This is a genomic window from Listeria sp. ILCC796, assembly GCF_900186175.1.
In the GTDB taxonomy this organism is placed as follows: Bacteria; Bacillota; Bacilli; order Lactobacillales; family Listeriaceae; genus Listeria; species Listeria goaensis.
Window position 1 is genome coordinate 83,667 of the sequence record NZ_FYBV01000010.1, and the last position, 20,549, is coordinate 104,215.

Below are 20,549 nucleotides of genomic sequence, written 5' to 3' on the forward strand. Positions count from 1 at the left end.
TCTAACCTTATTGTAAAGGATTTCGTATAAAAAATATACCTTAAATGAAAAGAAAAGATAAGCGAAAGGACGAGCCTCTCGCTTATCTCGAAATCGTATCGTTATTTGCCTGAATCGCGATAAATAGCGCGAGGTTTACCATACCACCAGTGGCCTAGGTGTTTTTGGAACCAAGGAACAACCCAGTAGTCTAAACCAAATGTGCGTCCAGCACCGTTTAACATGGCGATAGAAGCAGGTAGCGCCCAGAATTTGTCCCAACCAAGCATAGCGCTTAATGTGAACATAGCTAGGAAACCGATACTTCCGATACTTGCTAACCAAGTAAATAGACCAACAACAAGTGCAAGACCAATGGCTAATTCCACGAAAGGAACTACTTTTTGCATAAATACCGCTACGTCTTGATTTGGCATGATAATTTTCATAATCCATTCAAACCAACCAGGCATGTGGCTGAAGATTGGAGTTGTAACGTTTTGCGCCGCTTCACCAGCTGCATCTCCAGCAGCTTGGCTCGCGCCTGATGTTGCTGCAGTTTGCAACCAAGAGAATGGCATTTTCGATGTTTCAGCAGTCAACCAAGAATCAGGACCTAAACCTTGGAATAATGGTTTTAAGTTTGTAAGGCTAACTTTGTCCCATGTGCTTTCACCATAAATTTTTGCAAGTGCTTCATCAACCCAGAACCAACCAAGATAAATACGTAGTGGTAAGCTCCAAAGTACGTTTCCGTAACGTGAAGTCCAGCCACGGAAAATGTTACGATGATCGCGAATGTGGAAGAACTCATGGACGATATACTGCCACATATAGTAACCGCTGCGAATCCCGAAGAAGTAGTACAAGTTTACCATGTGTTTCATAAAGATAGCGAACCAACCAGATAAATGCATGCTACCTAAGTGAGCAACGCCGTATTTGGCACCGATGGAAACCATAACACCGTGGTATTTACCGTGGAAAGCTTCTTTTTGTCCGCCGCTGATTTCAGCAATAATGCTTTTCGCAGCAGTCATACCTGTTTGTTCGGCTGCTTCAACGATTTGAGGAGTTGGTTTTCCTTCTTCGTCTTCGAAGTAAGCAAGGTCACCGATAACATAAGTGTTTTCGAATTTTTCAGCTTCCATGTATTGGTTAACTTTAAGTCGTCCAGCACGAGCTGTTTCCATACCGTAATCCTTCGTATCGGAGTTAGCACGAACACCCGCTGTCCAAATTAAAGTATGTGTCGGAAGTTCTTCGCCTGATTTTAAAACGATGCTCTCAGGTTTAACTTCAACAATTGCAGCTTCTTTAAGAATTTTAATGCCTTTTTTCACCATGTATTTTTCAGCTTTATCAGCATCACGGCGTTCAAGCATATTCAAAATTGTTGGAGCAGCTTCGACAACCATCAATTCAATTTCGTCTTTATCGATTTTGTTATCTTTTGCAAGACGGTCTTTCCATTCAAGTAATTCGCCGACCATTTCGATGCCGGTGAAACCAGAACCACAAACAACAAAACGAAGCATAGCTTTACGTTTTTCAACGTCTTGTTCGCGACTCGCTTTTGTTACAGTTTCTTCAATATGAGTGCGCAAGCGAACGGAATTTTCCCAAGACCATAATGTGAAGCCGTTTTCAGCAACACCCGGAGTACCGAAGTCGTTTGGTTCGCCGCCCATACCTAACACTAGATAATCGAACGGATAGCTACCATGTTCTGTTACAACGACTTTTTTGTCATGGTCAACGTTTGTCACGTTATCAGTAACAAGATTTACTTTCGTGCGATTGAATAAACGACGCAAATCATACTGAATAGCAGTTGGCTCTACACGTCCACCTGCAACCTCATGTAATTCAGTCATCATCGTATGATACGAATGACGGTCGATAAGCGTGATTTTAACATCTTTATCCTTTTTGTACTTCTTCGCTAATTTCTTAGCTGCATGTACACCTGCATACCCTGCCCCTATTAGAACGATATTTTTTTCAGGCATATGCTTTCTCAACTCCTTGTTTATTTTTTCACAAAAATAGTATTAGTTCAATAACCAAAATATAGTAATAACCTAACATAGTGTAACAGAAAACAGGGGGGATTGTCTACACAATATATAGGAATAAGTGCATAAAAAATAAAAATAGTTCTTTCTTATAAAAAAGCCAATTTTTATGGTTAAAAACTCCTCGTTTTATGTAGGTGAAAGGTCTATTTTGTTTTTTATATACAATTAAATCTGCAAAGTTGGATCAAAACATAAGTCTAACGTCATTTTTTGAAAATTTATGGAATTAAGTAATTTTAAAAAATCTAGACAAACTAAGTGCTAGATGTTATTATTTGTATGTATCGTGATATCGCTTTCGCAGTGCATCTTATATTGCTCGTGATATCACAAACATTTTAATTAAACCAAAAGGTGGGAGCAAATTATGAAATTGAAAAAAGTGGCAATGGGCCTTACAGTAGTTGCAGCGTCCAGTATGTTATTAGTAGCTTGTGGGAACGATAACAGTTCCGACAAAAAATCTAGTGAGGAACCAAAACAGTCTGAAACGAAAAAAACTGAAGCTAAAACTGATGGTACAATGACTGATGGAACTTACAAACTAGAAGAAAAAAATTATGATGATAAAGGCTGGAAAGCTTTCGCATCAATCGAAGTTAAAGATGGTAAAATCACTAAAGCTAACTACGATTATAAAAACAAAGACGGCGAATTGAAATCTGAAGACGCTGACTATGAAAAAGCAATGAAAGACAAAGTGGGTACAGGCCCTCAAGAATACTTAAAACAATTAAGCGATTCATTAGTTAAATCGCAATCTGCATCTGGTGTAGACATTGTAACAGGAGCAACTCATTCTTCTGATACATTCATCAACTATGCTAACCAATTAATTCAAGCTGCACAACGCGCTGATACTACAACAATTTCTATCAACAACGGTGCTGAACTTCAAGATGGTAAATATAACCTTGAAGAACAAAACTATGCACACGGATACCGCGCTGTCTTCGCTATGGAAGTTAAAGATGGTAAAATCGTAACTTCTGATTACAACTATGTAAACGAAGATGGACAAAAGAAAACTGACGACGCTGACTATGAAAAGAACATGAAAGCGAAATCTGGTACTGGTCCACAAGAATACATTCCAGCATTAAACAAATCTTTAGTTGACAAACAAAGCCCAGCTGAAGTAGATACAGTTTCTGGTGCTACAAGTTCTTCTAACCAATTCAGAATTTACGCTGCACAACTTGAAAATGCCGCTCAAAATGGCGACACTGATACAATTAAAGTGTATAACAAAGTTGAAGAAGAATAAGATCTAGCAATTGACTTAAAACATAGTGACACCCTTAAAGTTTATGCGAACTTTAAGGGTGTTTTAATATAGCGTTTGAACGGATTTTACGCTATAGTGTAAGAAGCAATAGAAAGTTTGAAAGGTGTTCGCGCATGAAGAAAATCGTTTTTTTAACAGGACTTATTTTTATTTTATTACTAAGTGCATGCTCTGGGGAAAAAGAACAGGTCGAGCTGCTCGATCAGCCATATTCGAAAACGGAATTTTTAATGGGAACAGTCGTTACGTTGAAAGTCTATGATAAAGGCAAAGAAGAAGCGATTGACAAGAGCTTTGAACGCATTAAAAAGCTAGCCGCTGAAATTACGACGAGTGATGCAGGCAAATCTGAAATTGATAAAGTCAATCAAAATGCAGGGATAAAACCAGTTAAAGTGACATCAGATATGTTTTATCTTGTTGAAGAAGGTATTAAATACAGCAAAGCTTCTGACGGCGATTTTGATATTACGGTAGGACCATTAACGGATTTATGGCACATCGGTTTTTCAGATGCCAAAAAACCAACAGAAGCTGAAATTCAAGCTGTCTTGCCGCTAATTGACTATAAGAAAGTTGAAATGAACAAGGAAGAACAAACCATTTATTTGCCTGAGAAAGGCATGGCGCTTGATCTTGGCGGTATTGCGAAAGGCTATATTGCTGATGAGGTAAACAAGGTCATGAAAGGCGAGGGCGTAACATCTGCGATCATTGATTTAGGCGGCAATATTTTTGTGCGCGGCGACAATCCAAAAGGTGGCAACTGGACGATTGGTATTCAAAATCCGTTTGAAACTCGCGGACAAACAATTGGGAAGCTGCCTGGTTCGGATATTTCGGTCGTAACCTCCGGCATTTATGAGCGCTATTTGGAAGTTGACGGGGTGAAGTATCACCACATTTTAAGCCCGTTCACAGGTTACCCGTGCAACAATGAACTGGCAGGTGTTAGCATCGTTTCGAAAAAATCAATCGATGGTGATGGACTTTCCACCGCCGTCTTCATGAAAGGCGTCAAAGATGGTATGGCATATGTCGATTCATTTAAAGACGTAGAAGCGATTTTCGTAACGAAAGATAAGCAAGTGTATGTCACAGATGGCTTAAAAGATAAATTTGAACTTACTGATAAGGCGTTTAAAATGGCCGAGCTAGATGGAAAGGGGGAGAAATAATTGTCGTTTCGGACGTTTTTAGAACTGGTTGAAATCCGCACGAAAATTGCAAGCGTATATCCATTTATGCTTGGGACGTTATACGTGCTTTATGAGTATCAAGTGTTCAACTGGCAAAATACCATTATTTTCTTCCTCGCAATGCTGATTTTTGATTTAACAACAACGGCCATTAATAATTATATGGACTACCGCAAAGCAACAAATAATCACGACTATGATTTTCGCAAAACAAGTAATATAATTGGACAAAAGGAAATTCCGGAACTTACGGTCATCATTTTAATTTTTGCGATGTTTTTCATCGCAACAGGGCTAGGTATTTGGCTCGTTTTTAGAACCGACTTGCTCGTCCTCCTAATCGGTTTTGTATGTTTCTGCATCGGGATTTTGTACACGTTCGGTCCTGTGCCGCTATCGCGCATGCCGCTTGGCGAAATTTTTTCCGGCGTGACGATGGGGTTCGGCATTTTTTTCCTCGCCATTTATGTGAACGCGTTTGACGCAGGAATTGCCAATCTCATCTGGCAAGGCGAGTGGATCAACATTCGCTTCAACCTGCTCGAAATTATTCAAATCGCCGTCGTTTCACTACCGTGCATTTTCACAATCGGAAACATCATGCTCGCGAATAACTTGTGCGATCTCGATGAAGACATTCGCAACCATCGCTATACACTTCCTTATTATATTGGAAGAAAAATGGGGGTTCTCTTGTTCAACGTGCTTTATTACGCGTCGTTTTTAGCCGTAGTAGTAGCCGTCCTGCTTGGATACCTGCACCCAGTCATGCTGCTTTCGCTTATCGTAATCCTACCAGTTTACAACAATTTGAAAAAATTCAATCAAGAGCAGGTGAAAGCGAAAACGTTTGTTATTGGCATTAAAAATTTTGTGATGATTAACGCATCGTTAACCGTCTTGATGGCGCTTAGTGTTGGCATCGTTTATTTCACGCACTAAAGGAGAGGGCGAAAATGATAGACAAACTTATATTTGGTCGTTTTGTTCCTGGTCAATCGCTTATCCACGTGTTAGATGCGCGAACGAAATTGCTAGCAGGTTTTTATTTCATCGGCATTCTATTTTTAGCGAATAACATCCAAACTTATGCGCTTATGATTTTATTTACGCTCATGGTCATTACGATGACGGGCATTAAAATCAAAGTTTTTATAAAAGGTGTCAAGCCGCTCATTTGGCTAATTCTGTTTACAGTCATGATGCAAATGCTGTTCACGAGTGGCGGCACGATTTATTTAGATTTCGGTCCATTCGTCATTTCTTCTTTTGGTATTATAAATGGTATTTATGTATTCATTCGTTTTACGCTCATCATTATTTTATCAACAGCGATTACACTCACGACAACGCCAATGGACTTAACCGACGCAATTGCGTATCTTTTACAACCTTTTAAATATGTTAAAATGCCAGTTCAAGATATCGCGCTCATGTTATCCGTCGCTCTGCGATTTATTCCAACTTTAATGGAAGAAACGGATAAAATTATGAAAGCTCAGCGCGCACGCGGAGTCGAATTCGGTGAAGGCAATTTGTTTGAGCAAATGAAAGTCGTCGTCCCCATCTTTATCCCATTATTTGTCAGCTCATTCAACCGGGCCGAAGAATTAGCAGACGCTATGGAAGTTCGCGGCTATCAAGGAGATAAAGGTAGGACGCGATTTAAAATTCTCCATTTCCATCTCAATGATTTAATCGCATTGTTTGTTCTTATTTTATTGACAGCCATGCTAATTGTATTGCGTACTTAAAATCTAAAAATCTTCACTTTTTGAAGATTTTTAGATTTTTTTTTGCGAAAATTGAGTTCAAATCCAAATACGATTGTGTTTTATAGCATGATTTTAAGTATACCTTATATGTAAAACAACTTTTTAGCTATAGCGCAAAACTCCAAAAACAACAGCTTTATGAACATTCTTTGTACAATTACATAAAAATCTGAAAAATAATCTGAAAAATAGGGTATATTTACACCTATATAGGTTTAAAGTATAATGTTTTGGCGGAGTAAGGAATATAAGAATGAGGAGTGTCAAATAAAAGATGGATAAGAAAAAATTAGCAAAGACGATAGTAACGCCATGCTTAATTGCGGGTATGATAGTGGCGGGTTCACCGGCTGGAACAGCCCTAGCTTCAGATAACGAGATGATTCAAGCTACAGGGATATCAGTTTATGAGCGTGGATCGCTAAAAATTAAAGGAACCGCAGCGAAATCAGGAATTAGCTATGATGCTAAAAATAATGCGACAGGAGTATTGTCCTTAAATTATTACGCACAGTATGGTTTTGGCGGGGGAGTTGCCGACCAAACCTACTATACGCTAAAATTACCGCAAGAATTTGAAGAAATCAGTAAAACGGATTCTTTCAAAAAAGCAGTAACGGCGAAATTCAGACAAAAAGCAACGGGAATCACAATGAAAAGTTACAAATATATGCAACAAGACTTTTCTATAGAAGATAATACTCTAATCTTTAAAAATCCGCGTTTCTCCTATATTGTAGAATCTCGTATCTTAGTAGATGTAGATATTGACCTTGGAAAAGTGATTAACGAAACGGGTATGCATATTCCAAAAGCAAATGAGACGACAAAATATCGCTTCATGGGACAAAATGTACAAAACGTAAATCTGATTAACTGGAATCTATTATTTGGTAGTGATAATGATGCCAAAACAACTTTTAACGTCATGGATTCTTTCGGTTTATAAAAAATAATTGCCCAAACTCCGCGAAAAGAGCCATATAGGCTCTTTTTTTAACTCCCTTCACCGTTTTGGCCGGCCTTAATTTGTGCGGAGCAAGCAATTACTTCGCGCCAATAGTTTATTAAAAAACAAGAAAGAAACGAACGCCTGTTTTTACAATGAAAAGAAAGTCAAACTTTTTTCAAAAAGCGGTTGATTACAAGCCTCAACACGTGTATAATAGATAAAGTGCAAATGAGTAGGCATCCGTCTGCCCTTTTGTATGAGCACCCCTAAGCTATTGGGGCGCAAGATGTGATGAAGTGGAAGGTTGCTGACACACCCGGCCGCTTTGCCATGGCGGGTACTCAGGTAATTTCCATGGAGAATGTCTATTTTAAAAGTAGGCGAGAAGGAGGGAAAATAATGGCAAAACAAAAAATTCGTATTCGTTTAAAAGCTTATGATCACCGTATCTTGGATCAATCAGCTGAAAAAATTGTGGAAACTGCGAAACGTTCTGGTGCTTCTGTATCTGGTCCGATTCCACTTCCAACAGAGAAATCTGTATACACAGTTTTACGTGCGGTTCACAAATACAAAGATTCGCGCGAACAATTCGAAATGCGTACGCATAAACGTTTAATCGACATCGTTAATCCAACACCACAAACTGTGGATAGCTTGATGCGTTTAGACTTGCCAAGCGGTGTAGATATCGAAATTAAACTCTAATAAACTCTTGGGCATGTTTTGTCCGAAAAAAATTAACTATTAACAGGAGGTGTGACTCATGACCAAAGGAATCTTAGGTAGAAAAGTAGGGATGACTCAAGTTTTCACTGAAAATGGAGAATTAATTCCAGTAACAGTAATTGAAGCGGCTAACAACGTAGTACTTCAAAAGAAAACTGTTGAAACTGACGGCTACGAAGCAGTACAAATCGGCTTCGAAGACAAACGTGAAGTTTTATCAAACAAACCCGAAAAAGGTCATGTAGCAAAAGCCAATACTACTCCTAAGCGCTTCATTCGCGAATTCCGCGATGTTAACTTAGACGAGTATGAGATTGGTTCTGAAGTAAAAGTAGACGTATTCGCAGAAGGTGACATCATCGACGCGACCGGCGTATCGAAAGGTAAAGGGTTCCAAGGTGTAATTAAACGCCACGGACAATCTCGCGGGCCTATGGCTCACGGTTCTCGTTACCACCGTCGCCCTGGTTCAATGGGTCCTGTAGCGCCTAACCGTGTTTTCAAAAATAAACTTCTTCCAGGTCGTATGGGTGGAGATCAAATCACTATCCAAAACTTGGAAATCGTTAAAGTAGACGTAGAAAAGAACTTACTTTTAGTTAAAGGTAACGTTCCTGGTGCGAAAAAATCATTAGTTCAAATTAAAACTGCTATTAAAGCAAAATAATTTATTTGGAAAGGAGGACTAACGAATGCCAAAACTAAGCTTACTTAAACAAGATGGTTCTAAAGCTGGCGAAATTACATTGAATGATGCTGTCTTCGGTATCGAACCGAATGAAAAAGTAGTTGTTGATGTGATTTTGAGCCAACGAGCTTCCTTACGTCAAGGAACTCATAAAGTAAAAAATCGTTCTGAAGTACGTGGTGGTGGACGTAAACCATGGCGTCAAAAAGGTACTGGTCGTGCTCGTCAAGGTTCGATTCGTTCCCCGCAATGGCGTGGAGGCGGTGTCGTATTCGGCCCAACACCTCGTTCATATGCATACAAATTACCAAAGAAAGTTCGCCGTTTAGCGATTAAATCAATCCTATCTTCTAAAGTGAAAGACGAAAACGTTCTTGTACTTGAAAACTTAGCGTTTGATGCGCCTAAAACAAAAGATTTTGCAGCTTTCCTTAAAAATATCTCTGTAGATTCTAAAGCTCTAATTGTAGTTGCTGGAGAAAGCGAAAACGTAGAATTATCTGCCCGCAATATCCAAGGCATTACAGTTATCCCAGCTGAAAGTATCTCAGTACTAGAAGTTGCTAGTCATGATAAATTAATCATTACTAAAGCAGCTGTCGAAAAAGTAGAGGAGGTGCTTGCGTAATGGATGCACGCGACATCATTAAGCGCCCAGTCGTAACGGAGGAATCTACAAGTATTCTTGATGACAAGAAATATACTTTTGAAGTAGACACTCGCGCGACAAAATCTCAAATTAAACATGCGATTGAAGAAATTTTTGAAGTTGACGTTGTAAAAGTAAACGTTATGAACTACAAAGGTAAAAAGAAACGCATGGGTCGTTACGTTGGCTACACAAACAAACGTCGTAAAGCGATTGTTACATTGAGTGCTGACAGTAAAGAAATTCAACTTTTTGAAGTTTAAAACGAACGTTTAGAATAAAAAAATCTAACGAGGAGGGAAAAAAATGGCGATTAAAAAGTACAAACCTACCACAAACGGCCGCCGTCATATGACAAGTTCTGATTTTGCTGAGATTACAACGAGTACTCCAGAAAAATCTTTACTACGTCCTATGAAAAAGAAGGCTGGTCGTAACAACCAAGGTAAGTTAACTGTTCGTCATCACGGTGGTGGACATAAACGTCAATACCGTGTGATCGATTTCAAACGTAATAAAGATGGCGTTCCAGGTCGTGTAGCAACAATCGAATACGATCCTAACCGCTCAGCAAATATTGCGTTAATCAACTACGCTGATGGAGAAAAACGCTACATCATCGCAGCAAAAGGTCTTGAAGTAGGCCAAACAATTTACTCTGGAGCAGAAGCAGACATTAAAGTCGGTAACGCTTTAGAACTTAAAGATATTCCAGTGGGTACAGTTATCCATAATATCGAATTAAAACCTGGTAAAGGTGGACAATTAGTTCGCTCTGCCGGCACAAGTGCACAAGTACTTGGTAAAGAAGGGAAATATGTTCTTATTCGCCTTAACTCTGGTGAAGTTCGCATGATTCTTGCTACTTGCCGTGCTACTATCGGTCAAGTTGGGAACGAACAACACGAACTTATCAACATCGGTAAGGCTGGACGTAGCCGCTGGTTAGGCAAACGCCCAACGGTTCGTGGTTCCGTTATGAACCCTAACGATCACCCACACGGTGGTGGTGAAGGTAAAGCGCCAATCGGACGTAAATCTCCAATGTCACCATGGGGTAAACCAACTCTTGGTTACAAAACACGTAAGAAAAACAATAACTCCGATAAATTTATCGTACGTCGTCGTAAAGGTAAATAATTTCTGGGTTAATATGATTAAATTAAAGTTAGCAGGACAGCACGGAGAAATGCTCCGAGCTGCCTGACTATACGAAGGGAGGTTCCGTCATGGGTCGTAGTTTGAAAAAAGGACCTTTTGTCGATGATCACTTGATGAAGAAAGTGGAAGCTGCTAATGAAAGCGACAAAAAACAAGTTATCAAAACTTGGTCTCGTCGTTCCACAATCTTCCCAGTATTTGTAGGTCAAACAATCGCTGTATATGATGGACGTAAACACGTTCCTGTTTATATCCAAGAAGATATGGTAGGACATAAATTAGGTGAATTTGCACCAACTCGTACTTACCGTGGCCACGCGGCAGACGATAAGAAAACTAGACGATAATTCGAGAGGAGGCTATCTAAATGGCAAATGAAGTTACAAGCGCAAAAGCCGTTGCCAAAACGGTACGTATTGCTCCTCGTAAAGCGAGAATCGTTATTGATTTAATCCGAGGTAAGCAAGTAGGCGAAGCAATCGCAATTTTGAAGTTTACTCCAAAAGCGGCTTCACCAATCATTGAAAAAGTATTAAAATCTGCTATGGCAAATGCTGAGCACAATTATGATTTAGACGTGAATAGTTTAGTTGTATCTGAAGCTTTCGTAGACGAAGGTCCAACTCTTAAACGTTTCCGTCCACGTGCACAAGGTCGTGCAAGTGCAATTAATAAACGTACTAGCCACATCACAGTTGTGGTATCTGAAGTGAAGGAGGGATAACGTTGGGTCAAAAAGTACATCCAATAGGTATGCGTATCGGTGTCATTCGTGACTGGGATTCTAAATGGTACGCTGAAAAAGAATATGCGGACTTCTTACATGAAGACTTACGCATTCGTGATTTTATCGCAAAACGTCTTGCTGATGCTTCTGTTTCACGTGTTGAAATCGAACGTGCAGCTAATCGTGTAAACATTACAATTCACACTGCAAAACCTGGTATGGTAATTGGTAAAGGTGGTTCTGAAGTTGAAGCACTTCGTAAATCACTTAACGAATTAACAGGCAAACGCGTACACATCAATATCGTTGAAATTAAACGTGCTGATTTAGACGCTAAACTTGTTGCAGAAAATATTGCTAGACAACTTGAAGGTCGTGTTTCCTTCCGTCGTGCACAAAAACAAGCAATTCAACGTACTATGCGCGCTGGTGCTAAAGGAATTAAGACTCAAGTATCTGGTCGTCTTGGCGGAGCTGATATCGCTCGTGCTGAACATTATAGCGAAGGAACAGTACCTCTTCATACATTGCGTGCAGACATTGACTACGCATGGGAAGAAGCTGACACAACTTACGGTAAACTAGGCGTTAAAGTTTGGATTTATCGCGGTGAAGTCCTTCCTACGAAGAAAAACAATGTGGAAGGAGGAAAATAATAATGTTAGTTCCAAAACGTGTTAAATATCGTCGTGAGTTTCGTGGTAACATGCGCGGACGTGCAAAAGGTGGAACTGAAGTAGCATTTGGTGAATACGGTCTTCAAGCGGTTGAAGCTTCTTGGATTACTAACCGTCAAATCGAAGCTGCTCGTATCGCTATGACTCGTTATATGAAACGTGGCGGTAAAGTTTGGATTAAAATTTTCCCTCATAAATCTTACACTTCTAAACCAATCGGGGTTCGGATGGGTAAAGGTAAAGGTGCTCCGGAAGGCTGGGTAAGCCCAGTTAAACGCGGCAAAATTATGTTCGAAATCGCAGGTGTACCTGAAGAAGTTGCGCGTGAAGCGTTACGTCTTGCGTCACACAAACTGCCGGTCAAAACTAAGATCGTAAAACGTGAAGAAATTGGTGGTGAAGCAAATGAAAGCTAATGATATCCGTGAACTATCCACTACCGAAATTAAAGATCAAGAAAAAGCGCTAAAAGAAGAGCTTTTCAACCTGCGCTTTCAATTAGCTACAGGACAATTGGAAAATACTGCACGTATTAGAGAAGTACGTAAATCTATCGCGCGCATGAAAACAATTGTTAAAGAAAGAGAACTTGCTTAAAAAGAAAATCGTAAGGAGGTTTTAATGCATGACTGACCGTAATCAACGTAAAATTTATACAGGTCGCGTAGTATCCGACAAAATGGATAAGACAATCACTGTAGTAGTTGAAACATACAAAAAGCATGGCTTGTATGGTAAACGCGTTAAGTATTCGAAAAAGTTCAAAGCGCATGATGAAAATAACACTGCTAAAGCTGGCGATATCGTTCGTATCATGGAAACTCGTCCTCTATCCGCAACTAAACGTTTCCGTTTAATTGATGTAGTAGAAGAAGCAGTAATTATCTAACGTTTATTATAAAAATAAGAAATTATTTCTTACCCGTTATTCTGGAAGGAGGGTGTCCTAATGATTCAACAAGAAAGTCGTATGAAAGTGGCTGATAACTCTGGCGCGCGTGAAGTGCTAACTATTAAAGTGCTAGGTGGATCAGGACGCAAAACTGCTAACATTGGCGATGTTGTCGTGTGTACCGTTAAACAAGCAACACCAGGCGGCGTTGTCAAAAAAGGTGAAGTTGTTAAAGCAGTAATCGTTCGTACTAAGAGTGGAGCACGTCGTCAAGATGGTTCTTACATCAAATTTGATGAAAATGCATGTGTCATTATCCGTGATGATAAAAGTCCTCGTGGAACACGTATTTTTGGACCTGTTGCTCGCGAACTTCGTGAAAACAACTTTATGAAGATCGTTTCTTTAGCTCCAGAAGTTCTTTAAAAAACAAGTTTCAAACCAAGGAGGTGCTAAGACTTATGCATGTCAAAAAAGGTGATAAAGTACAAGTTATTACTGGTAAAGATAAAGGCAAATCCGGCAAAATCCTTGCTGCATTTCCGAAAAAAGATCGTGTAATTGTTGAAGGAATTAACATGGTGAAAAAACATACGAAACCTTCCAACATCAATCCACAAGGTGGAATCTTGAATGTTGAGGCACCAATTCACGTATCAAACGTAATGCTTATCGACCCTAAAACTGGTGAACCTACTCGTGTAGGCTATGAAGTAAAAGGCGATAAAAAAGTACGTGTAGCTAAAAAATCCGGTGAAGTAATCGATAAATAAGTATTTGAGGAAGGAGGCAACATTACATGAATCGCCTTAAAGATCGCTATCTTAAGGAAATTGTTCCTGCTATGATGAGCAAGTTTAACTATTCTTCCGTTATGGAAGTACCAAAAATTGAAAAAATCGTAATCAACACTGGTGTTGGTGACGCAGTAGCAAACGCTAAAGTTTTAGACAGTGCTGTTGAAGAATTAGCTTTAATCACTGGTCAAAAACCTGTAATCACAAAAGCAAAAAACTCTATCGCTGGTTTCCGTCTTCGTGAAGGAATGCCAATCGGTGCTAAAGTAACGCTTCGTGGTGAGCGTATGTATGATTTCTTAGACAAATTAATTACTGTTTCACTTCCACGTGTACGTGACTTCCGTGGTGTTTCGAAAAAAGCTTTCGACGGCCGTGGGAACTATACGCTGGGTGTGAGAGAACAATTAATTTTCCCTGAAATTGATTATGATCAAGTATCTAAAGTTCGAGGTATGGATGTAGTTATTGTTACAACTGCCAAAACTGATGAAGAATCCCGTGAGTTATTAACTCTAGCTGGAATGCCGTTTCAAAAATAATCAATAATTAAAAGTAGGGAGGCGAAAACGTGGCTAAAAAGTCAATGATCGCTAAGCAAAAACGCGAACCAAAATTCGCAGTTCAAGCGTATACTCGTTGCGAACGTTGTGGACGTCCACATTCCGTTATTCGCAAATTCAAATTATGCCGTATTTGTTTCCGTGAACTTGCCTATAAAGGTCAAATTCCCGGCGTAAAAAAAGCAAGCTGGTAAGTTAAAGTTTAAGGAAGGAGGGTAATTACACATGGTGATGACAGATCCAATTGCAGATTTTCTAACTCGTATCCGTAATGCGAACATGGTAAAGCATGATAAATTAGAATTACCTGCGTCTAAAATCAAGAAAGAAATCGCTGAAATCCTGAAACGTGAAGGTTTTGTACGCGATGTTGAGTATATCGAAGACGACAAACAAGGCACTATCCGTGTTTTCTTAAAATATAGTCCGTCTGGCGAACGTGTAATCACTGGTTTGAAACGTATCAGTAAACCAGGTCTGCGTGTATACGCTAAATCAAATGAGGTGCCTAAAGTACTTAACGGTCTTGGTATCGCAATCGTATCAACTTCGCAAGGTGTTTTAACTGACAAAGAAGCTCGCGCTAAACAAGTCGGTGGAGAAGTTCTAGCATACGTTTGGTAAGAAATATATAACACAAGGAGGTGCGATAAATGTCCCGTATCGGTAAAAAGCCTATTACAATTCCTGCTGGTGTAACTGTTACACTTGACGGAGCTAAGGCTACAGTTAAAGGTCCTAAAGGTGAACTCGTTAAAGAGTTTAACCCAGACATTAAAATTGATATTGAAGGAAGCGAAATTAACATTTCCCGTCCAACTGATAATAAAACTCATCGTGCTCTTCATGGTACGACTCGTGCAATCTTAAATAACATGGTTGTCGGAGTATCTGAAGGCTACGAAAAAACTTTAGAATTAATCGGTGTCGGTTACCGTGCACAAAAACAAGGTTCTAAACTTGTTCTTAACGTAGGTTACTCTCATCCAGTAGAATTCGAAGCGCCAAAAGGTGTAGAAATTGATGTTCCTGCTAATACGAAAATTATCGTTAAAGGCTTCAATAAAGAACACGTTGGTGAACTAGCTGCGAATATTCGCGCTGTACGTCCGCCTGAGCCATACAAAGGCAAAGGTATTCGTTACGAAGGCGAATATGTACGCCGTAAAGAAGGTAAAACTGGTAAATAATGCCGCATAGGCTATTAGAGAAGAGGTGAGTCGTGTGATTACCAAAATCGACAAAAATAAAGTTCGTAAAAAGAGACATGCTCGTGTTCGTTCTAAAATTACTGGAACTGAAAGTCGTCCACGTTTAAACGTTTTTCGTTCTAATAAAAATATTTACGCTCAATTAATTGATGATGTAAATGGCGTGACACTTGTAAGTGCATCGAATTTAGATAAAGATTTCGCATCAAGCGAATCAAAAGTTGACGCTGCTAGCAAAGTTGGCGAATTAGTCGCAAAACGTGCTTCTGAAAAAGGAATTTCTGCTGTTGTATTTGACCGCGGAGGTTACTTATATCATGGTCGCGTAAAAGCTCTTGCTGAAGCTGCTCGTGAAAACGGATTACAATTCTAATAAGAAGGAGGGAAACCTTGCATGGCTGAAATTATTGATGGAAACAAATTAGATTTAGAAGAACGCGTTGTTACAATCAACCGTGTTGCTAAAGTAGTTAAAGGTGGTCGTCGTTTCCGCTTCACAGCACTTGTTGTTGTTGGTGATAAAAACGGTCACGTGGGCTTCGGTACTGGTAAAGCACAAGAAGTTCCAGACGCTATTCGTAAAGCTGTTGAAGATGCGAAGAAAAACATGGTATTCGTACCAACTGTTGACACAACAATTCCGCATACAGTTGTAGGTCACTTCGGTGGGGGAGAAATCCTTCTTAAACCTGCGAGCGCCGGTTCTGGTGTAACTGCTGGTGGTCCTGTTCGTGCCGTACTTGAGCTTGCTGGTGTTGCAGATGTATCTTCCAAATCACTTGGATCAAATACACCTATCAACATGGTGCGCGCTACAATCGACGGTATCAAACAACTTAAAAAAGCTGAAGAAGTTGCAAAACTTCGTGGCAAAACTGTAGAAGAATTGCTAGGATAAGGAGGGAATTATCATTATGGCTAAATTAGAAATCACTCTAAAACGTAGCTTAATCGGTCGTCCCGAACCACAACGTAAAACTGTTCAAGCGTTAGGTCTTGGTAAAACAAATTCCGTTGTCGTTAAAGAAGATAATCCTGCAATTCGTGGGATGGTTAACAAAGTTAGTCATCTTCTGGACGTTAAAGAAGTTTAAGCGAAATTTTCAAATGTAATAAACTAGAATTAGGAGGAGGTGCTTGACATGAAACTACACGAACTTAAGCCTGCTGAAGGTTCTCGCAAAGAGCGTAATCGTGTTGGTCGTGGTACAGGCTCTGGTAACGGTAAAACTTCCGGTCGCGGACATAAAGGGCAAAAAGCTCGTTCCGGCGGCGGTGTACGTTTAGGTTTTGAAGGTGGACAACTTCCATTATTCCGCCGTATACCAAAACGTGGATTTACGAACATCAACCGTAAAGAATTCGCAGTTGTGAATTTAGATGTTTTAAATCGCTTTGAAGAAGGTACAGAAGTAACACCTGAATTATTAATTGAAACTGGTATTGTGCGTAATGCAAAATCTGGTATTAAAATCCTTTCAAATGGATCTATTGAGAAAAAACTTACAGTGAAAGCAAATAAATTTTCCACAGCTGCTAAGGAAGCAATCGAAGCCGCTGGTGGGAAAACTGAGGTGATCTAATGTTTTCAACGTTAGTCAACTTCTTTAGAGTAGCTGATATCCGTAAAAAAATTCTTTTCACAATTGCGATGTTAATTATTTTCCGTATTGGAACATTTGTGCCCGTGCCTGGGGTGAATGCTGCTGCATTGCAACAAACGATGGAAGGCGGGATTTTTGGCTTTCTAAACACATTTAATGGTGGAGCATTAAAAAACTTCTCCGTTTTAGCAATGGGTGTTATGCCGTACATCACGGCGTCCATCATTGTTCAACTATTACAAATGGATGTTGTTCCTAAACTTACGGAATGGGCGAAGCAAGGGGAAATGGGTCGTAAAAAACTCAACCAACTTACTCGTTATTTAACAATCATTTTAGGTTTAGTAGAAGCGTTTGGTATGGCATATGGCTTTAACAGACTTTCAGGATCTACTTTGATTTTTAATGCGTCAATTCCACAGTACATTCTAATTGCGATTGTACTAATGACAGGTACAATGTTCCTTATGTGGTTAGGGGAACAAATTACAGTTAAAGGTGTCGGTAATGGGGTTTCCATTATTATCTTTGCTGGTATCGTTGCACGTATTCCTGATGGTGTTCGTCAAGTTTACGTACAACAAATCGAAGGAGCTGGAGATCAGCTTTTCCTACACATTTTAGTTCTTGCTGGAATCGCACTAGCTGCACTTCTAATCGTAGTAGTAGTTATTTACTTCCAACAAGCTTTACGTAAAATCCCGATTCAATATTCAAAACGTGTTGCAGGTAACAAGCAAGCTGGTGCTCAGGCAACTCATTTGCCACTTAAACTTAACTCTGCTGGGGTTATTCCGGTAATCTTCGCGAGTGCGTTTATTATCACACCACAAACCATTCTTACTTTCTTTGATAGTAGTAATGAAGTTGTTGCTGTGCTCAAAAATGTGTTTGATTATACGAAACCTATCGGCATGATTTTATATGTAGCACTAATTATCGCATTCACTTATTTCTATGCTTTCATTCAAGTTAACCCTGAAAAAGTGGCTGACAATTTGAAGAAGCAAGGTGGATATATCCCTAGTAAACGCCCAGGTAGAGAAACACAAGCATATCTTACTTCGGTACTTTACCGTCTAACATTTGTTGGTGCACTTTTCCTAGCGGCAGTTGCTGTAATTCCAACTATCGGTACGACCGCTTTTGGTCTTCCTCAAACGCTCGCTATCGGTGGTACAAGTCTTCTAATCGTAATCGGTGTAGCACTAGATACAACGAAACAACTCGAAGGTCAACTTGTGAAACGGAATTATCGTGGGTTCATCAAATAACACGCAGGCACTTGCTTAGGATTACCTAGCAGGGCCCCTGCGCGTAGCCGAGGAGCGAAACAGTTGAAATTAGTATTAATGGGACTACCAGGAGCTGGAAAAGGTACTCAAGCTGAGAAAATTGTTGAAAAATATAATATCCCTCATATATCTACAGGGGATATGTTCCGCGCAGCGATGAAAAATGAAACAGATTTAGGACTAAAAGCTAAGTCTTACATGGATAAAGGTGATTTAGTTCCCGATGAAGTGACAAATGGTATTGTTCGTGAACGTTTAGCTCAAGATGATGCAAGAAACGGGTTTCTATTAGATGGCTTTCCACGCACAGTGGCACAAGCTGAAGAGCTGGAAAACATATTGAAAGATTTAGGAACAGAACTTGATGCTGTCATTAACATTAATGTTGATAAAGAAATTTTGATGAAACGCCTAACGGGCCGCTGGATTTGTAAAACTTGTGGTCGCACGTATCATGAAATTTATAATCCACCCAAAGTTGCAGGTAAATGTGACGTGGATGGAACAGAACTTTATCAACGTGAAGATGACAAAAAAGAAACTGTTGAAAATCGTTTGAATGTCAATATGAAACAAACAGAACCTCTTCTTAATTTCTATAAAGAAACAGGTAAGCTTCACAACGTAAACGGTGAACAAGATATCAATGATGTTTTTGCGGATGTGGACAAGATTCTTGCTGCTTTCTAAGTGCGGAAAGTGCTTGCCCTGCTAACAAATTAATACGTGCAAATTCAATTGGATTGTAGTATAATGGATAATTGGCAGTGGAATAAAAGCATCATAGCAAATCATGATGAACGAGAGAACCATTTGAAGATCATCCGAAAGATTATATCGAGCTTTAACTTTGAGTAATGTTTGCTCAAAATCTCGGCATTACGGATTCACTCTGTGGGTTGTCTAAAAACACCGAAAACGTTGCAAATATGCGACGAGTTTTGGCTTGTTTACCGTTTTTTCATGTAATCAAGTTTTACACTGATAAAATTTAGTAACCAAGTGGTCTAGTAACCGAGAAGGAGGTAGCGAACATATGGCTAAAGAAGATGTAATCGAAGTGGAAGGCGTTGTTCAAGAAACTTTACCAAATGCGATGTTCAATGTAGAACTCGAAAATGGTCATAAAGTGCTTGCCACTGTTTCTGGTAAAATTCGTATGCACTACATCCGTATTTTACCTGGGGACAAAGTGACAGTTGAGCTTTCCCCGTATGATTTAACTCGTGGAAGAATCACTTATCGTTTTAAATAATTTGCACTCCGAAATTGAATTTATATACCGGTCTGGTTCGCCAGCTTAGTACGTATCGGTTTATAGAGACACTTTCTCTAATAAACAAGGAGGTATATGGAATATGAAAGTAAGACCATCCGTTAAACCTATGTGCGAAAAATGTAAAGTTATTCGTCGTAAAGGTAAAGTAATGGTGATTTGTGAAAACCCTAAACATAAGCAAAAACAAGGATAATATAAGGAGGTGCTTGACTAAATGGCACGTATTGCAGGTGTGGACGTTCCACGTGAAAAACGTATTGTTATTTCCCTGACTTACATTTACGGTATTGGTAAACAAACTGCTATTCAAGTTTTGAAAGAAGCAGGCGTTTCTGAAGATACTCGTACTCGTGATTTAACAGAAGAAGAATTAGGTAAAATCCGTGAAATCGTTGACCGTATTAAAGTAGAAGGTGATCTTCGTCGTGAAGTGAACTTGAACATTAAACGTCTGATTGAAATCGGTTCTTACCGTGGTATGCGTCACCGTCGTGGACTTCCCGTTCGTGGACAAAATACTAAAAATAATGCTCGTACTCGTAAAGGTCCTTCTAAGACTGTTGCAGGTAAGAAGAAATAATAAGTTAGTAAAGGAGGTAGTAAGTGAATGGCACGTAAAACAAATACTCGTAAACGTCGTGTGAAAAAGAATATCGAAAGCGGTATTGCACATATTCGTTCTACATTTAATAATACGATTGTAATGATTACTGACACGCATGGAAATGCTTTAGCTTGGTCTAGCGCTGGTGCTTTAGGATTTAAAGGTTCTCGTAAATCTACTCCTTTTGCAGCTCAAATGGCAGCTGAAAGTGCAGCTAAATCAGCTCAAGAACATGGTTTGAAAACTTTAGAAGTAACTGTTAAAGGTCCAGGTGCTGGTCGTGAAGCAGCTATTCGTGCTCTTCAAGCAGCAGGTCTTGAAGTTACTGCAATTAAAGATGTAACTCCAGTTCCCCACAATGGTTGTCGTCCTCCAAAACGTCGTCGTGTATAAGTAGTC

33 protein-coding genes are annotated in these 20,549 nt (G+C 39.5%); 32 read left to right on the top strand and 1 reads right to left on the bottom strand.

The features are described 5' to 3' along the window. Positions 1-101: 101 nt before the first annotated feature. Positions 102-1,991, bottom strand: coding sequence for an FAD-dependent oxidoreductase (locus CFS04_RS10730; RefSeq protein WP_088810701.1), 1,890 nt, complete (start codon positions 1,989-1,991; stop codon positions 102-104). A gap of 436 nt (positions 1,992-2,427) precedes the next feature. Here CFS04_RS10730 and pplA point away from each other — a divergent pair, with 436 nt between their 5' ends. The 32 genes from pplA to rpsK all read left to right on the top strand — a co-directional run bounded on the left by pplA (position 2,428) and on the right by rpsK (position 20,543). Further along, positions 2,428-3,327 carry an extracellular electron transfer flavoprotein PplA gene (gene pplA / locus CFS04_RS10735; protein ID WP_088810702.1) on the top strand — a complete coding sequence of 300 codons (900 nt, stop codon included), beginning with the start codon at positions 2,428-2,430 and terminating at the stop codon, positions 3,325-3,327. 134 nt (positions 3,328-3,461) lie between these two features. Continuing rightward, a complete protein-coding gene (locus tag CFS04_RS10740) occupies positions 3,462-4,526 on the top strand; it encodes an FAD:protein FMN transferase (RefSeq protein ID WP_088810703.1) in 1,065 nt (354 codons plus the stop codon). Further along, positions 4,527-5,489: a 1,4-dihydroxy-2-naphthoate polyprenyltransferase gene (menA, locus tag CFS04_RS10745; protein WP_088810704.1), complete on the top strand. Its 963-nt coding sequence runs from the start codon at positions 4,527-4,529 to the stop codon at positions 5,487-5,489. Between the two features lie 14 nt (positions 5,490-5,503). After that, the gene (gene fmnA / locus CFS04_RS10750; protein ID WP_088810705.1) at positions 5,504-6,301 is read left to right on the top strand and encodes an FAD export ECF transporter transmembrane subunit FmnA; all 798 of its coding nucleotides are present in this window, start codon (positions 5,504-5,506) and stop codon (positions 6,299-6,301) included. A 295-nt stretch (positions 6,302-6,596) separates the two neighbouring features. Further along, a complete protein-coding gene (locus CFS04_RS10755) occupies positions 6,597-7,271 on the top strand; it encodes a hypothetical protein (protein WP_088810706.1) in 675 nt (224 codons plus the stop codon). A 402-nt stretch (positions 7,272-7,673) separates the two neighbouring features. After that, positions 7,674-7,982, top strand: a complete 309-nt coding sequence (gene rpsJ / locus CFS04_RS10765) for a 30S ribosomal protein S10 (RefSeq protein ID WP_007474836.1) — start codon at positions 7,674-7,676, stop codon at positions 7,980-7,982. Positions 7,983-8,040: 58 nt separating this feature from the next. Continuing rightward, complete coding sequence (rplC, locus tag CFS04_RS10770; protein ID WP_088810707.1) at positions 8,041-8,670, top strand: 50S ribosomal protein L3; 630 nt, start codon at positions 8,041-8,043, stop codon at positions 8,668-8,670. A gap of 25 nt (positions 8,671-8,695) precedes the next feature. Continuing rightward, a complete protein-coding gene (gene rplD, locus CFS04_RS10775) occupies positions 8,696-9,319 on the top strand; it encodes a 50S ribosomal protein L4 (RefSeq protein WP_088810708.1) in 624 nt (207 codons plus the stop codon). Next, positions 9,319-9,603, top strand: a complete 285-nt coding sequence (rplW, locus tag CFS04_RS10780) for a 50S ribosomal protein L23 (RefSeq protein WP_007474831.1) — start codon at positions 9,319-9,321, stop codon at positions 9,601-9,603. The genes rplD and rplW overlap by 1 nt, the downstream gene beginning before the upstream one ends. Positions 9,604-9,646: 43 nt before the next feature. Continuing rightward, positions 9,647-10,480, top strand: a complete 834-nt coding sequence (rplB, locus tag CFS04_RS10785; protein ID WP_007474829.1) for a 50S ribosomal protein L2 — start codon at positions 9,647-9,649, stop codon at positions 10,478-10,480. Positions 10,481-10,569: 89 nt separating this feature from the next. Beyond that, positions 10,570-10,848, top strand: coding sequence for a 30S ribosomal protein S19 (rpsS, locus tag CFS04_RS10790; RefSeq protein ID WP_007474827.1), 279 nt, complete (start codon positions 10,570-10,572; stop codon positions 10,846-10,848). 20 nt (positions 10,849-10,868) lie between these two features. Beyond that, entirely contained in the window at positions 10,869-11,225 is a 357-nt protein-coding gene (gene rplV / locus CFS04_RS10795; protein WP_007474825.1) for a 50S ribosomal protein L22, read from the top strand. Between the two features lie 2 nt (positions 11,226-11,227). Continuing rightward, the gene (gene rpsC / locus CFS04_RS10800) at positions 11,228-11,884 is read left to right on the top strand and encodes a 30S ribosomal protein S3 (protein ID WP_007474823.1); all 657 of its coding nucleotides are present in this window, start codon (positions 11,228-11,230) and stop codon (positions 11,882-11,884) included. A 2-nt stretch (positions 11,885-11,886) separates the two neighbouring features. Further along, the gene (gene rplP / locus CFS04_RS10805) at positions 11,887-12,321 is read left to right on the top strand and encodes a 50S ribosomal protein L16 (RefSeq protein WP_007474821.1); all 435 of its coding nucleotides are present in this window, start codon (positions 11,887-11,889) and stop codon (positions 12,319-12,321) included. Further along, the gene (gene rpmC, locus CFS04_RS10810) at positions 12,311-12,502 is read left to right on the top strand and encodes a 50S ribosomal protein L29 (RefSeq protein ID WP_007474820.1); all 192 of its coding nucleotides are present in this window, start codon (positions 12,311-12,313) and stop codon (positions 12,500-12,502) included. Before rplP ends, rpmC begins: the two co-directional genes overlap by 11 nt. 28 nt (positions 12,503-12,530) lie before the next feature. After that, positions 12,531-12,794, top strand: a complete 264-nt coding sequence (rpsQ, locus tag CFS04_RS10815) for a 30S ribosomal protein S17 (RefSeq protein ID WP_088810709.1) — start codon at positions 12,531-12,533, stop codon at positions 12,792-12,794. Positions 12,795-12,854: 60 nt separating this feature from the next. Beyond that, a complete protein-coding gene (gene rplN / locus CFS04_RS10820) occupies positions 12,855-13,223 on the top strand; it encodes a 50S ribosomal protein L14 (RefSeq protein ID WP_003723686.1) in 369 nt (122 codons plus the stop codon). A 35-nt stretch (positions 13,224-13,258) separates the two neighbouring features. Next, positions 13,259-13,570 carry a 50S ribosomal protein L24 gene (gene rplX / locus CFS04_RS10825; RefSeq protein ID WP_007474807.1) on the top strand — a complete coding sequence of 104 codons (312 nt, stop codon included), beginning with the start codon at positions 13,259-13,261 and terminating at the stop codon, positions 13,568-13,570. Positions 13,571-13,596: 26 nt separating this feature from the next. Beyond that, positions 13,597-14,136 carry a 50S ribosomal protein L5 gene (rplE, locus tag CFS04_RS10830; protein WP_007542993.1) on the top strand — a complete coding sequence of 180 codons (540 nt, stop codon included), beginning with the start codon at positions 13,597-13,599 and terminating at the stop codon, positions 14,134-14,136. 29 nt (positions 14,137-14,165) lie between these two features. Then, complete coding sequence (locus tag CFS04_RS10835) at positions 14,166-14,351, top strand: type Z 30S ribosomal protein S14 (protein WP_007474803.1); 186 nt, start codon at positions 14,166-14,168, stop codon at positions 14,349-14,351. A 31-nt stretch (positions 14,352-14,382) separates the two neighbouring features. Next, entirely contained in the window at positions 14,383-14,781 is a 399-nt protein-coding gene (rpsH, locus tag CFS04_RS10840; protein WP_007474801.1) for a 30S ribosomal protein S8, read from the top strand. Positions 14,782-14,810: 29 nt separating this feature from the next. Beyond that, positions 14,811-15,347 carry a 50S ribosomal protein L6 gene (gene rplF, locus CFS04_RS10845; protein ID WP_088810710.1) on the top strand — a complete coding sequence of 179 codons (537 nt, stop codon included), beginning with the start codon at positions 14,811-14,813 and terminating at the stop codon, positions 15,345-15,347. A 34-nt stretch (positions 15,348-15,381) separates the two neighbouring features. Further along, positions 15,382-15,741 (top strand): 50S ribosomal protein L18, encoded by a 360-nt coding sequence (gene rplR / locus CFS04_RS10850; protein WP_088810711.1) that lies wholly within the window; start codon positions 15,382-15,384, stop codon positions 15,739-15,741. A gap of 21 nt (positions 15,742-15,762) precedes the next feature. Next, the gene (rpsE, locus tag CFS04_RS10855) at positions 15,763-16,266 is read left to right on the top strand and encodes a 30S ribosomal protein S5 (protein ID WP_007474795.1); all 504 of its coding nucleotides are present in this window, start codon (positions 15,763-15,765) and stop codon (positions 16,264-16,266) included. Positions 16,267-16,282: 16 nt separating this feature from the next. Beyond that, on the top strand, positions 16,283-16,462 hold the full coding sequence (gene rpmD, locus CFS04_RS10860; RefSeq protein ID WP_088810712.1) for a 50S ribosomal protein L30: 180 nt from the start codon (positions 16,283-16,285) through the stop codon (positions 16,460-16,462). A 48-nt stretch (positions 16,463-16,510) separates the two neighbouring features. Further along, on the top strand, positions 16,511-16,951 hold the full coding sequence (rplO, locus tag CFS04_RS10865) for a 50S ribosomal protein L15 (RefSeq protein ID WP_088810713.1): 441 nt from the start codon (positions 16,511-16,513) through the stop codon (positions 16,949-16,951). After that, the gene (gene secY, locus CFS04_RS10870; protein ID WP_088810714.1) at positions 16,951-18,246 is read left to right on the top strand and encodes a preprotein translocase subunit SecY; all 1,296 of its coding nucleotides are present in this window, start codon (positions 16,951-16,953) and stop codon (positions 18,244-18,246) included. The genes rplO and secY overlap by 1 nt, the downstream gene beginning before the upstream one ends. A gap of 63 nt (positions 18,247-18,309) precedes the next feature. Then, positions 18,310-18,957: an adenylate kinase gene (locus CFS04_RS10875; RefSeq protein WP_088810715.1), complete on the top strand. Its 648-nt coding sequence runs from the start codon at positions 18,310-18,312 to the stop codon at positions 18,955-18,957. A 346-nt stretch (positions 18,958-19,303) separates the two neighbouring features. Beyond that, a complete protein-coding gene (infA, locus tag CFS04_RS10880; RefSeq protein WP_003720929.1) occupies positions 19,304-19,522 on the top strand; it encodes a translation initiation factor IF-1 in 219 nt (72 codons plus the stop codon). 103 nt (positions 19,523-19,625) lie between these two features. Beyond that, positions 19,626-19,739: a 50S ribosomal protein L36 gene (gene rpmJ, locus CFS04_RS10885; RefSeq protein WP_003720928.1), complete on the top strand. Its 114-nt coding sequence runs from the start codon at positions 19,626-19,628 to the stop codon at positions 19,737-19,739. 21 nt (positions 19,740-19,760) lie between these two features. Then, the gene (gene rpsM, locus CFS04_RS10890; RefSeq protein ID WP_007474664.1) at positions 19,761-20,126 is read left to right on the top strand and encodes a 30S ribosomal protein S13; all 366 of its coding nucleotides are present in this window, start codon (positions 19,761-19,763) and stop codon (positions 20,124-20,126) included. A gap of 27 nt (positions 20,127-20,153) precedes the next feature. Next, positions 20,154-20,543: a 30S ribosomal protein S11 gene (gene rpsK / locus CFS04_RS10895; RefSeq protein ID WP_007474662.1), complete on the top strand. Its 390-nt coding sequence runs from the start codon at positions 20,154-20,156 to the stop codon at positions 20,541-20,543. Positions 20,544-20,549 lie beyond the last annotated feature (6 nt).

Coding starts and splice junctions, on each gene's coding strand:
- CFS04_RS10730 (WP_088810701.1), bottom strand. CDS start 1,991: ATGCCTGAAAAAAATATCGTTCTAATAGGGGCAGGGTATGCAGGTGTA.
- pplA (WP_088810702.1), top strand. CDS start 2,428: ATGAAATTGAAAAAAGTGGCAATGGGCCTTACAGTAGTTGCAGCGTCC.
- CFS04_RS10740 (WP_088810703.1), top strand. CDS start 3,462: ATGAAGAAAATCGTTTTTTTAACAGGACTTATTTTTATTTTATTACTA.
- fmnA (WP_088810705.1), top strand. CDS start 5,504: ATGATAGACAAACTTATATTTGGTCGTTTTGTTCCTGGTCAATCGCTT.
- CFS04_RS10755 (WP_088810706.1), top strand. CDS start 6,597: ATGGATAAGAAAAAATTAGCAAAGACGATAGTAACGCCATGCTTAATT.
- rpsJ (WP_007474836.1), top strand. CDS start 7,674: ATGGCAAAACAAAAAATTCGTATTCGTTTAAAAGCTTATGATCACCGT.
- rplC (WP_088810707.1), top strand. CDS start 8,041: ATGACCAAAGGAATCTTAGGTAGAAAAGTAGGGATGACTCAAGTTTTC.
- rplD (WP_088810708.1), top strand. CDS start 8,696: ATGCCAAAACTAAGCTTACTTAAACAAGATGGTTCTAAAGCTGGCGAA.
- rplW (WP_007474831.1), top strand. CDS start 9,319: ATGGATGCACGCGACATCATTAAGCGCCCAGTCGTAACGGAGGAATCT.
- rplB (WP_007474829.1), top strand. CDS start 9,647: ATGGCGATTAAAAAGTACAAACCTACCACAAACGGCCGCCGTCATATG.
- rpsS (WP_007474827.1), top strand. CDS start 10,570: ATGGGTCGTAGTTTGAAAAAAGGACCTTTTGTCGATGATCACTTGATG.
- rplV (WP_007474825.1), top strand. CDS start 10,869: ATGGCAAATGAAGTTACAAGCGCAAAAGCCGTTGCCAAAACGGTACGT.
- rplP (WP_007474821.1), top strand. CDS start 11,887: ATGTTAGTTCCAAAACGTGTTAAATATCGTCGTGAGTTTCGTGGTAAC.
- rpmC (WP_007474820.1), top strand. CDS start 12,311: ATGAAAGCTAATGATATCCGTGAACTATCCACTACCGAAATTAAAGAT.
- rpsQ (WP_088810709.1), top strand. CDS start 12,531: ATGACTGACCGTAATCAACGTAAAATTTATACAGGTCGCGTAGTATCC.
- rplN (WP_003723686.1), top strand. CDS start 12,855: ATGATTCAACAAGAAAGTCGTATGAAAGTGGCTGATAACTCTGGCGCG.
- rplX (WP_007474807.1), top strand. CDS start 13,259: ATGCATGTCAAAAAAGGTGATAAAGTACAAGTTATTACTGGTAAAGAT.
- rplE (WP_007542993.1), top strand. CDS start 13,597: ATGAATCGCCTTAAAGATCGCTATCTTAAGGAAATTGTTCCTGCTATG.
- rpsH (WP_007474801.1), top strand. CDS start 14,383: ATGGTGATGACAGATCCAATTGCAGATTTTCTAACTCGTATCCGTAAT.
- rplF (WP_088810710.1), top strand. CDS start 14,811: ATGTCCCGTATCGGTAAAAAGCCTATTACAATTCCTGCTGGTGTAACT.
- rpsE (WP_007474795.1), top strand. CDS start 15,763: ATGGCTGAAATTATTGATGGAAACAAATTAGATTTAGAAGAACGCGTT.
- rpmD (WP_088810712.1), top strand. CDS start 16,283: ATGGCTAAATTAGAAATCACTCTAAAACGTAGCTTAATCGGTCGTCCC.
- rplO (WP_088810713.1), top strand. CDS start 16,511: ATGAAACTACACGAACTTAAGCCTGCTGAAGGTTCTCGCAAAGAGCGT.
- secY (WP_088810714.1), top strand. CDS start 16,951: ATGTTTTCAACGTTAGTCAACTTCTTTAGAGTAGCTGATATCCGTAAA.
- infA (WP_003720929.1), top strand. CDS start 19,304: ATGGCTAAAGAAGATGTAATCGAAGTGGAAGGCGTTGTTCAAGAAACT.
- rpmJ (WP_003720928.1), top strand. CDS start 19,626: ATGAAAGTAAGACCATCCGTTAAACCTATGTGCGAAAAATGTAAAGTT.
- rpsM (WP_007474664.1), top strand. CDS start 19,761: ATGGCACGTATTGCAGGTGTGGACGTTCCACGTGAAAAACGTATTGTT.
- rpsK (WP_007474662.1), top strand. CDS start 20,154: ATGGCACGTAAAACAAATACTCGTAAACGTCGTGTGAAAAAGAATATC.